Origin of the sequence: Pseudonocardia sulfidoxydans NBRC 16205 (assembly GCF_007989085.1) — a bacterium.
Lineage (GTDB): Bacteria > Actinomycetota > Actinomycetes > Mycobacteriales > Pseudonocardiaceae > Pseudonocardia > Pseudonocardia sulfidoxydans.
The window spans coordinates 1-10,393 of the sequence record NZ_BJVJ01000125.1 but is presented as its reverse complement, the minus strand read 5'-3'; the positions used below and the strand labels follow the sequence as shown (position 1 = coordinate 10,393).

Annotated in this window: 11 protein-coding genes; 9 read left to right on the top strand and 2 right to left on the bottom strand. The window is 68.3% G+C overall.

The genetic code is table 11. The features are described 5' to 3' along the window. Window positions 1-315: 315 nt before the first annotated feature. Together PSU4_RS29675 and PSU4_RS29670 are read right to left on the bottom strand one after the other, a co-directional pair. Window positions 316-1,239: a VOC family protein gene (locus PSU4_RS29675; protein ID WP_147115789.1), complete on the bottom strand. Its 924-nt coding sequence runs from the start codon at window positions 1,237-1,239 to the stop codon at window positions 316-318. Window positions 1,240-1,369: 130 nt separating this feature from the next. After that, complete coding sequence (locus tag PSU4_RS29670) at window positions 1,370-2,113, bottom strand: IclR family transcriptional regulator (RefSeq protein ID WP_147115787.1); 744 nt, start codon at window positions 2,111-2,113, stop codon at window positions 1,370-1,372. Window positions 2,114-2,243: 130 nt separating this feature from the next. On the opposite strand from PSU4_RS29670, the gene PSU4_RS29665 reads away from it, so the two are divergent. The 9 genes from PSU4_RS29665 to PSU4_RS29625 all read left to right on the top strand — a co-directional run. Continuing rightward, window positions 2,244-3,563 (top strand): NADH-ubiquinone oxidoreductase-F iron-sulfur binding region domain-containing protein, encoded by a 1,320-nt coding sequence (locus PSU4_RS29665; protein ID WP_147115785.1) that lies wholly within the window; start codon window positions 2,244-2,246, stop codon window positions 3,561-3,563. After that, the gene (locus PSU4_RS29660) at window positions 3,560-3,760 is read left to right on the top strand and encodes a ferredoxin (protein ID WP_186817261.1); all 201 of its coding nucleotides are present in this window, start codon (window positions 3,560-3,562) and stop codon (window positions 3,758-3,760) included. Before PSU4_RS29665 ends, PSU4_RS29660 begins: the two co-directional genes overlap by 4 nt. Further along, complete coding sequence (locus tag PSU4_RS29655; RefSeq protein WP_222596450.1) at window positions 3,721-4,809, top strand: dihydrodipicolinate synthase family protein; 1,089 nt, start codon at window positions 3,721-3,723, stop codon at window positions 4,807-4,809. Before PSU4_RS29660 ends, PSU4_RS29655 begins: the two co-directional genes overlap by 40 nt. Beyond that, window positions 4,806-5,792: an ornithine cyclodeaminase gene (locus tag PSU4_RS29650; protein WP_147115782.1), complete on the top strand. Its 987-nt coding sequence runs from the start codon at window positions 4,806-4,808 to the stop codon at window positions 5,790-5,792. The genes PSU4_RS29655 and PSU4_RS29650 overlap by 4 nt, the downstream gene beginning before the upstream one ends. Next, window positions 5,789-7,243, top strand: a complete 1,455-nt coding sequence (locus tag PSU4_RS29645; RefSeq protein WP_222596449.1) for an NAD-dependent succinate-semialdehyde dehydrogenase — start codon at window positions 5,789-5,791, stop codon at window positions 7,241-7,243. The genes PSU4_RS29650 and PSU4_RS29645 overlap by 4 nt, the downstream gene beginning before the upstream one ends. Window positions 7,244-7,772: 529 nt before the next feature. Further along, window positions 7,773-9,119: an aromatic ring-hydroxylating oxygenase subunit alpha gene (locus tag PSU4_RS29640; protein ID WP_147115780.1), complete on the top strand. Its 1,347-nt coding sequence runs from the start codon at window positions 7,773-7,775 to the stop codon at window positions 9,117-9,119. A gap of 6 nt (window positions 9,120-9,125) precedes the next feature. Continuing rightward, window positions 9,126-9,674: an aromatic-ring-hydroxylating dioxygenase subunit beta gene (locus PSU4_RS29635; RefSeq protein WP_222596448.1), complete on the top strand. Its 549-nt coding sequence runs from the start codon at window positions 9,126-9,128 to the stop codon at window positions 9,672-9,674. A 9-nt stretch (window positions 9,675-9,683) separates the two neighbouring features. Further along, window positions 9,684-9,908, top strand: a complete 225-nt coding sequence (locus PSU4_RS29630) for a dihydrodiol dehydrogenase (RefSeq protein WP_147115778.1) — start codon at window positions 9,684-9,686, stop codon at window positions 9,906-9,908. 102 nt (window positions 9,909-10,010) lie between these two features. Beyond that, the coding region (locus PSU4_RS29625) for an SDR family oxidoreductase (protein WP_246115435.1) at window positions 10,011-10,393 on the top strand (383 nt) is incomplete at its 3' end.

Below are 10,393 nucleotides of genomic sequence, written 5' to 3'. Positions count from 1 at the left end.
TAAGGACTTTGACCGAACTCGGGTCAACCACCGCCTCACAAGCACCGACGGTGAATCCAGGTTGAGCCTTCCACCGGGCCGCCCTGGCAACGACTCTGGCAACGCGCCGCCGCGGGCGAGCGGATCTCGCTCGACGGGAGCCGGACTGGCTCGACACGGAACCCGGCTGCAGGACCGCTCAGCTCAGCTCGTCTTGGACGGTGGCCAGTGAGCGCGGGCTGCTAGCGGCCAGCTTGGTGTGGGCGGGGGAGCCGCTCGGACGCTGCCTCGGCGCCGCAAGGCGCGGCCTGCCGGGAGTCGCGTCCAGCGCCTCTCTCACAAGCTGCGTGGGGGAGTAGTCCAGAGGCCGGGGTCGGTGTGGCCGTGCATCTCAGCGAGGATGACCTCGTCGAACGGATTCGCGGTGCCCCACTGGTCGGTCTCCTCGGGGCTCGCCGAGTAGACCTTTGGGGTCCAGCCGTGCTCAAGGTCGATCTGCTGCAAGGCGGTCGTGTATTCCATGACGTACCCCGTGCCCGGGTCCTGGAAGTAGGAGAATGTGTTGTCGCCCGCGCCGTGGCGGCCAGGGCCCCACAGCGGCCGGTGGCCCTGACGCATCATCGCCCCGGTAGCCCGCATGAATTCGTCCAGCCCCCGTACTTCGAACGAGACGTGGTTGAGCGACGTTTGTCGGGAGCTGGTGAAGGCCACGATGTGGTGCTGGCGTCCGGTGCGCAGGAAGCAGAAGAAGTCCTCCACCCAATCCGAGACCTGGAAGCCCAGCGCGCTTTCGTAGAACCGGCGGGTGCGATCGAGGTCGCGGGTGTTGAACACGACGTGGCTGATCGTACGGGGCCGGCGCTCGCCGGCTTCGACCTCGCGGAAGGTGCGCAGGTCGAGGTCCGCGGAGACCTCCACGACGCGACCATCGCAGTCGAAGAAGGTGAAACCGAACCCGCCGCCGCGTTCCTGTCGCGGCTTCGGCTCACCGAGGAGCGTGGCGTCGGGGTGGTCGGCGACCCGCTCTGCGTAGCCTTCTACCTCGGCCGCGGTGTCCACGGCGAGGCTGAACAGGTCCACGCGCGGCACGTTGGCTTGGCGCAGCCGCAGGGTGTAGCTCTCCGCGCAGCCGGCACCCAGGTAGAGCGCTCCGGCATCGTGGGTGAGCTCCTCCAGGCCCCAGCAGCGGGAGTAGAACTCCCGTGCTTGGTTGAGGTCCGCGACGGCCAGGTCGACGCTGCGCACGTGGGTGATGGGCATTGGGTGTTGCTCCTCGACGCTGGGAACACGGCATGGGTCCTGGTCGACGACGCTAGCTTTAGCCTGGCGCAGAGAGGAAGGAAATCGAATCTCCTTCCTCATCGTCGAAAGAACCCAACCTGTCGAACCCTCAGCCCGTCGGGCTCCACTTCCCGGCGTAGTCGCGGCCGATCTCCGTGGCCGCTCGCTGCAGCGCGGTGAGGACGAGCGGCAGCCGGACGTCGGGCAGCCGGACGGTGGGCGCTGCCAGAGACAACGCGGCGAGGCATTCGCCGTCGGGCTCGCGCACAGGCACAGCGATGGCCCGGACCGAGTCGTCGACGTCGCTGAGGTTGACCGCGTAGCCGTTGCTGCGCACTTGGGTGAGCTCGATCCGCATGTCACTGCCCCAGCCCGCCGAGACCGGGTCGCCGATCGCGGCGAGCAGCACCTTTCCGCCGGCCGTCGCCCGAGCTGGGAGCCGGGAGCCCTCCCGTTGGGCGACGCGTAGTTGGTGGCGGTCCTCGGCGGAGAGCAGGAAATAGACGTCGGCTCCGACCAGGATCTGCAGGTTAATCGTCTCGTTGAGCTCGCGGCACAGGGTCTGCAGGTACGGCCGGGCAAATCGCCTGAGCGTCTGCTCGTAGCTCACCGCTCGTCCCAGTCGCAGCGCCGCGGGGCCGACGAGATACCGGCGTGAGTTCGGCGACTGTCGTAGGAACCCTTCCTCGACGAGGGTGGCCATCAGCCGGTGAGCAGTGGAGACGGCGACACCGAGTGACCGCGCCACGTCCACAACACGCAACTCGACGCCGTCGCTGAGCAAGTTGAGCACTGAGAGGGCGTTGCGTACCGACGTCAGACCTGCCTTGTCGGTGCTGGGGGAACGGGGCACCGTCCGAGCGTGACACGCGGCTAGATTTTCCGCCACAACGAAGTTCGACCACGTTCCTTCGCTATAGGGAGTTGTCGGCCTACCGTCCGAGAGGCTCGCCGAACGCCGACGACGAAGGAGCCGACGGAGTGTGAAGACGATCGAGGCTCGACCGACGACACGCGCGGTGCGGCTGCGCCGGTGGCCGGCCGGTACCGGTGACTCGCTGCTGCGGGAGCGCCCGGAGTCACTCGCGGACTATCGGGCGAGCTGGCGGCCCGACATCGGGTTCCCGGCGTTGGAGCAGCTGGCAGACCTCTGTGACCGCGTCGGACTGCGTGGGCGGGGTGGCGCCGGCTTCCCGCTAGCGACAAAGTTGCGTGCGGTGGGGATGAGGGCTCGTGCTGCCGGGGTGGCCCCGGTAGTGGTCGCGAACGGCGACGAGGGGGAGCCCGCGAGTGCGAAGGACCGCTATCTGCTGCGTTACCGCCCTCATCTGGTGCTCGACGGGCTCACGATCGCGGCGCACGCCCTGGAAGCGCAGCGCGCGGTCGTCTACCTCGCCGACGACGAGCTCGCGGCCGCCGTCCGCGGCCGCCTCGGTGGGCTCGACGGCCCCGTCCCCAACGTGGTCCTCGCGCCGGGGCGCTATGTGGCGGGGGAGGAGACCGCAGCGGTCCGCATGATCAGCGAGGGGGTGCCGAAGCCGACCGCGAAACCGCCGCGACCCCACGAACGCGGCGTTGACGGTCGGCCGACCCTGGTGGCCAACGTCGAGACGCTGGCGCATCTGGCCCGCGCGGTCCGGCTCGGCCCGGACGTGATCGCGGCCGCCGGGACGACCGACGAGCCGGGCGTCACGTTGCTGACCGTGGTGCCCGACGTGGGCGAGGCGTGCCTCGTCGAGGTGCCGTTCGGGGTGCGGCTGTCGGAACTCCTGCGCTTCCTCGGCGTCGGTACCGAGCCCGCCCCTGCCGCAGTGCTGACCGGCGGCTTCTTCGGCGGCTTCCTGCCCAGGTCACGGTGGGACGTCCCGATCGGCCACACGAGCATGCGGGCCGCGGACGCGGCGCTGGGCTGCGGCAGCATCCTGGTGATCCGTGACGGCTGCCCGGTCGATGTGGCGCACGAGTTGCTCGATTACTTCGCCGAGGAGAACGCACGACAGTGCGGGGTCTGTATCAACGGCACCCGTGCCATGGCCGACGCCCTCGGCCGTGTCGCCGCGCACCAGGCCGAGGTCGAGGATCCCGACCGGTTGCGGCGCTGGAGCGAAACCCTGCCGGGCCGTGGCGACTGTGCGCTGCTCGACGCGGCCTGCCGGATCGTCTCAACGTTGTTCGCGCACACCGACGGTGCCCTGCAGCGCCATCTGGACCAGCCGTGCGCCACATGCGCGCGCGGCCACGAACGCAGGCCCCGCACGCGGTTCGCGGTAGGGCTGGCCCGACCGAGCGAGGGAGAACGGTGAGGATCCAGGTTGAAGGGGCTCGCTGCCAGGCCTACGGGCTTTGCGTCGAGCACGCGCCAGCAGCCTTTCAGCTCGACGACTGGGGCTACGCGACGGCGGCCGACGACGGTCTAGTGACAGCTCCCGACGTACCGGGCGTGGAGAAGGCCATCGCTGAATGCCCGGCGCAGGCGATCCGCCGCATCGACAGCGACTGACCACCCGACGAGGAGAACAACACGATATGCCGAAGTTCGCGAAGGGTGAGGCTCGCGCCTGGGCCCTGGAGAACCTGCGAGGTGTCACCGGCTGTGTCATGCCGTCGTTCACCCCGGATCTCGCCGCGCTCAACGAGGAGGCGATTCGACACGACGTCCGCCGGGAGATCGAGCTCGGGTTCAACGGTTTCCTCATCGTCAGCGAGTGCGGCACCAGCGCGGACGAGCTGCGTCGCTTCGTGCGGATCTGCGTCGAGGAGGCCGGCGACGGGAGCGTGACGGTGATGCAGGCGTCCGCATCGACGCTGGCGGAGAACGTCGAGCTTGTCCAGTTCGCCGAGCAGGCCGGCGTCGACCTCGTCCTGCCGTCCTATCCCCTCGGCTTCTACCCGCAGCGAGCCGACGAGGTAATCGGCTACACCCGTGCACTGGCCGAGGCCTCGAGCCTGGGTCTGGTGGTCTTCGCGATGAACCTGTGGAACTTCACGCGGTTGCATCCGTCGGGCTTCGCCCCCGCCTGGCTCGAGGAGGTGGTCGACACCGTGCCGCAGGTGGTCGCGATCAAGAACGAGATCGGCGATCCCGGGGTGGCCGGACTGGCCGACGTCTTCCGTCGGTTCACCGGACGCGTGCTCGTGTCCGACCCGTTGGAAATGAACGCTCCAGCATGGGTGCAGACCTTCGGCATGCCCTGGATGGGCACGTCCAACTACGAGTACCTCGGTGCGAAGGTGCCCGAATACTTCGATCTGTTGCAGGAACCGGCCGGATATGAGAAGGCGATGGAGATCTACTGGCAGCTCCATCCGGCGCGCACGGCGAGCGGCACCCTGATGAAGGAGTCGAACGCCGGTACCTCGCTGGTCCACCGGTTGCTCTGGAAGTACCAGGGCTGGCTGCAGGGCTTCAACGGGGGGCCGGTCCGCTCGCCCCACATGCGTCTACACGACCGGCAGATGCAGCTGCTGCGCAAGGCCGCCACCGACAGCGGACTGTCCGTGACCGACGACGAGGACGCTGCGTTCTTTGCGGGGCGGGTGCCCGCGTGATCGTCAATGAGCAGCAGCAGCCGATCAAGGTCGAGTCCGCCGACATCGCCCGCCACGTGGGGCTGGACGTGGCGGCCAGGGCGGCGGAGCAGGCCGCCCTGGCGCAGGCCTGCGGTGAGAGCCGCGCGGAGCGGGTGATGTTGGCCTACGCGGGGGGTTGGCTGCGGCTGATGGCCGCCGCGGTGCCCACGGCCGGGGTCGTGGGCTACAAGCAGTTCCATCTCGCGGACGGAAACAAGGTGCGCTACACCGTGCACCTGTTCGACCTCGCGACGGGTAGCCCGATCGGCATCGTCGACGCCGCGCTGATTACCACCCTGCGCACGGCTGCCACCGCGGCCTTCGCCGCGCGGACCTTCTTTGGTGCCGGAGCCGGGCCACTGACCCTGGCCGTGGTGGGTTCCGGCGCGGAGGCCGAGGCCGGCGTGCTGGCCCTCGGTCACCTACAGGAGCTGAAGTCGGTGCGGGTATTCAGCCGCAGCGTCGAGAACCGATCACGGCTCGCTGCCCGGCTGGGCCACGACGGGCTCGAGGCCAGCGCGGCCGACAGCGTGCACGAGGCGCTGGCCGGTGCCGACCTCGTCTATGTCGCCACTAACTCGGGCGGGCAGGTGGTGCTGTGCCACGAGGACATCGCGCACCTGCCGTTCGTTGCGTCGATCGGCTCCACGCTGCCCGCGCAGCGCGAGCTTGACAGCGAGGTCTTTCTGCGCGCCGGTCGCATCGTGCTCGACACCTTCGACGCGCTGAAAGAGTCCGGTGATCTCATCGCGGCCCGCGAGCGCGGCTTCCGCGGGGACGGCGTGCGGCTGTTGGGCGACATGGAGCCGGGCGCCCCGGACATCGCCGCGCCGACTGTCTTCAAGTCCATCGGGTCACCGGAGCAGGACGTCCTGCTCGCCCACGCGATCATCCAGCGGGCGGCCGCCGACGGGTTCGGCACCCGGATCGCGCCGCTGCAGTCAGTGAAGGTCAACCTGTGACCGCCCTCGGAGCGGCCGCCGTGGCCACGCACGTGCCCTACATCGCTGGGCGCTGGGTCGACGGGATTGCCGGTGAGGTCGCCGTCGTCGACCCGGCCACCGGGGAGCCGCTGGCCACCGTGCGGCTCAGCGACACGGCGCAATGTCTGGGGGCGGTCGACGCGGCCGCGGCGCAGCTCGACGCCTGGTCTGCGACGGCGCCGGCGCGGCGCGGGGAAATCCTCCGGCGCGCCTACGAGCTCATGGTCGAACGGGCCGAGGAACTGGCGGTCCTCATCGTCCGCGAGAACGGCAAGACGATCCACGACGCCCGCGGCGAGGTCGCGTATGCAGCGGAGTTCTTCCGCTGGTTCGCCCACGGTGCAGACCGCGTCCGCGGTGACATGCGCCGCTCGCCCGGTGGCACGAACTGGATCATGGTCAGCCATCAGCCGGTAGGTGTGGCGCTGCTCATCACGCCGTGGAACTTTCCCGCGGCGATGGTGACGCGCAAGCTCGCTCCCGCCTTGGCGGCCGGGTGCACCGTCGTGGTCAAGCCGAGCCTGGAGACTCCGCTGACGACGTTCGCTCTGGTCGAGATCCTCGCCGAGGCGGGTGTCCCGCCGGGGGTGGTCAACGTGGTCACTCCCGATCCGCCGGGGGAGGCCGTCGCTGCCATGCTCGCCGACCGTCGGGTCAGGGCACTGTCGTTCACCGGGTCGACGGAGGTGGGCCGTGTCCTGCTGCGGGCCGCTGCCGACAACGTGATCCGGTCTTCGCTCGAGCTCGGCGGAAATGCACCCTTCCTGGTCCTCGACGACGCCGACCTCGGCGAGGCGGTTGCGGGCCTACTCGTTGCCAAACTGCGCAACGGCGGTGCAGCCTGCACGGCTGCGAACCGGGTGCTGCTGCAGGCGGGGATCGCCGACGAGTTCACCGCACTGTTCACCGAGCAGTTGCTCCGCACGACCGTCGGCAACGGGCTGGACGAGAGCACCCGGCTGGGCCCGATGGTGTCGGCCGTGGAACTTGACCGGGTGACGGGTTATGTCCGCGCCGCGGCGGACGAGGGCGCGCGCGTCGTGGTGGGCTCCGCTGGGCCGGGCGGAGCGGGTCACTTCCACCCGGCCACGCTGCTGACCGGGCTGGACCCCGACTCGGCCCTGCTGCGGCGGGAAATCTTCGGTCCCGTCGCGCCGGTGCTCACCTTCGTCACGGTCGACGACGGGGTACGGCTGGCCAACGCGACCGACGCAGGACTGGTCGGCTACGTCTACAGCGGCAGCCTCGAGCGGGCGCTGGGTGTGGCGCGGCGACTGGAGAGCGGGATGGTGGGTGTCAATCGCGGAGTCGTCTCGGATCCGGGAGCCCCCTTCGGGGGTGTCAAGCACAGCGGGCTGGGCCGGGAGGGATCCGAGGAGGGCATTCACGAGTTTCTCGAGACCAAGTACGTCGCCGTTCCTTACCACTGACCCACAGCCGCGAGAACCGGTGCGAGGTTGTCGTCTGTAGAAGGGCCGCATCGTGACGAGTACGGATATCCGCGACAGTCTTCCGCGCTCATACTCCTCCGACGAAGCGATCTACCGTCGAGATATGCACGAGGTGATCGGCAGGAGGTGGACCGTCGTGGGCCACGAGTCGCCCCGGGCCTGGCCGCCACCCGGCTGTTCGACGACACGGCCCAGGCGCTCGCCGACGTTGCGACCGACGGCCGCGCGCTGCCTCGAGCGACCGCCTCACGAGCCTGCCGCTCGAGGTGATCCCCCGTTCCCGACCACAGTCCTTTCGCGAAGCGAGCTCGCTCGTTATCGATATGTTTCTTCGGGTGCAGGCGGGAGACTGTTGTTCCAATATCTTAACTGCACCACCGTAGATTAGAAGCAGCTGGAATCTTGTTCGTGGTGATGTCAGCCCTGCGTTAGGGTGGTGGGGCATCGACAATGCGCCGCCGAGTTCCGTAGAGGCCGCGCCCGGCCTCGTCGAGTAAAGGAGTTGCCGATGACAGTCGCAGGCGAGCGCCCGCTGACGACGCTGGGACGCCGCGCTTTCTGGGACCGGGACGTATACCGTGCCGAGCTGACCCGAGTCTTCCGCACGACCTGGCTCTTCGTCGGTTTGGAAAGCGAGATCCCGACGCCGGGAGACTACGTCACGCGGCCCATGGCAGAGGACCGGGTCATCGTCGTGCGGGACGAGGAGGGGGTTGTCCGGGTGTTGCTGAACACCTGCCGGCATCGGGGCGCCCAGCTCTGTAGCGCGGATGCGGGCAACACCTCCCACTTCCGCTGCAGCTACCACGGGTGGACGTACAACAATGCTGGTGATCTGCGGGGGGTACCCGAGATGCGGGAGGTGTACGGCAAGGACTTCGACCGCGGGGAGCACGGGCTACTCGGCCCGCCGAAGGTCGACACCTTCCACGGCTTGATCTTTGCGAGCTGGAACCCGGAGGCGCCGCCGCTGGTCGACTACCTTGGCGACGCCGCGTGGTACCTCGAGGCCATCTTCGGGCGCGCTGATCAGAACCTAGAAATCATGGGACCGCCCTCGCGGAACATGGTAGGCACGAACTGGAAAGTGGGGGCTGAAAACTACGTCGGCGACGGATACCACCTATCGACGACCCATCAGATCCCCATTCGAATGGGGGTTTTCGGCGATCCGCGGGCTATGGACGATATCGAGAACCGCCGCGCCGACCCGTTCCACTGCGTCGTAGCCGGAAACGGCCATGGTGTCCGAGTCCAGCAGATTCCCATGGAGTACCCGCGCCCGACGTTCGTCGGCTATCCCGAGCAGCTATGGCCCGAGTTCGAACGCAACCTCGACACCGACCAGCGTGATCTGATGACCGGCCTTGCAGTCATGCACGGCAACATCTTCCCGAACTTCTCCTTCATCGAGGTGCTACAGATGCCCTGGGGCGGGGCGGCGGCCGCGCCGACCGCGTACACCCACATCCGGCTGTGGTCGCCGCTGGACGTCGACCGAACAGAGATGCTTGCCTGGGGTCTCGTCCCGCCCGGGTCGCCGCCGGAGTACCGGGCGGCGGCGCGTAAGGCCCTCATCCGCACCAACCACGTCAGTGGCTCCTTCGACGTCGACGACCTGCAGAACTGGACGAGCATGGCGGAGGCAAACGCCGGCGTGACGGCTCAGACCGACGTTTTCAACTACGCCGGTGGCGCCGACCTCGAACCGGCGAGTTACCGCGGCTGGCCCGGCCGCGTCTATGGCGTCGACCACTCCGAGGTCAACCAGCGACACATGTACGAGACGTGGGCGGAGCTTATGGACTGGGACCCGTCGCTAGGGCGGGTCCGCGACGCCACGGAAGGAGAGTGATCAGTCGTGGCCACCATCGAGCCCTCGGCGAAGCTAGCGCCGCTCGCCGACCACCAGACTCACAGCGACGTCGAGCGATTCCTCGTCCTCGAGGCAGAGTTGCTCGACAACCTCCGCCTGCAGGAATGGTCCGAGCTGCTGACTGACGACTTCACCTACGAGGTCCCCGTCGGCGTCACCTGGGACAACCCTGACCGCATCCCATACTCCTCCGACTTCTTCTTCGTCGAGGAGGATCGACACTCACTAGACCTGTGGCTCGACCGAATGTCACCAGACAACCGGGAGTACGCGTGGGGGGAGAACCCGTCACAGCGGCTGCGGCACTTCATCACCAACGTGCGGGCACGATGGAAGGAGAACGGGGCGGAGCTCGACGTCCGCAGCAACCTGCTGTTCTCGTTCACGAGGCTGACCAATCCATCGGTACTTGTCACCGGCGAACGCAACGATCTGCTCCGCCGGAACGAGACGGGCAGCTGGAAGCTCGCGAGACGGGTGGTCTACCTCGACCAGACGGTCCAAGACCTTCAGCACATGCATTTGATCTTCTAGGGTACGGAGATGGAAGAGCGGCTCAAGGACGACCTCGACGTTGTGGCGGAGTACAGCATCGTTAACGAGTTCGCCGCCGTGCGAGTCCGCAAGGTGCGCAGTCGCGCCGGAGAGCGGCTGGAACTGCACTCGCCACGCCACGACAAGACCGTCCGGCTCGATGCGACGGTACTGGAGGCGCTGGCGCGCCAGCCGGCAGAAGTCCTGTCCCAGTTCATCGACGCCGATGAGTGAGGTGACGCGTTGGTGACCGAGAGGTCCGACCCGCAGCGCAGCGCTGTCGTGACCGGCGGGTCGTCAGGGATCGGTCGCGCAGTCGTGGACCGATTCGCCGCCGTGGGGTACACCGTCGTGGTACTCGACCGCGAGCGGCCGGCGTCGATGCCCGCCGGGAGCGAGGTGGTCGTCGGCGACGTCACCACGGCCGCCGCCAACGAGGAGGCCGTGTCCCGGGCCGTCGACCGGACCGGCGGTCTCGACGTTTTCGTGGGCAACGCCGGCATTCACGACGGCGGCTCGCGACTGCTTGATCAGCCGGGCGAGGAACTGGCCGCGCTGGTGCGGCGACTCCTGGAAGTCGACGTCCTCGGCTACCTCCTCGGTGCCCGCGCAGCAGCCGAGCCGCTCGCCGAGCGCGCCGGCTGCATGATCTTCACTTTGTCGGATGCGTCGTTCGTCGTTTCCGGCAACGGCGCCGGGGTCGCATACTGCACCGCTAA

Coding starts and splice junctions, on each gene's coding strand:
- PSU4_RS29630 (WP_147115778.1), top strand. CDS start 9,684: ATGGAAGAGCGGCTCAAGGACGACCTCGACGTTGTGGCGGAGTACAGC.
- PSU4_RS29675 (WP_147115789.1), bottom strand. CDS start 1,239: ATGCCCATCACCCACGTGCGCAGCGTCGACCTGGCCGTCGCGGACCTC.
- PSU4_RS29640 (WP_147115780.1), top strand. CDS start 7,773: ATGACAGTCGCAGGCGAGCGCCCGCTGACGACGCTGGGACGCCGCGCT.
- PSU4_RS29655 (WP_222596450.1), top strand. CDS start 3,721: ATGCCCGGCGCAGGCGATCCGCCGCATCGACAGCGACTGACCACCCGA.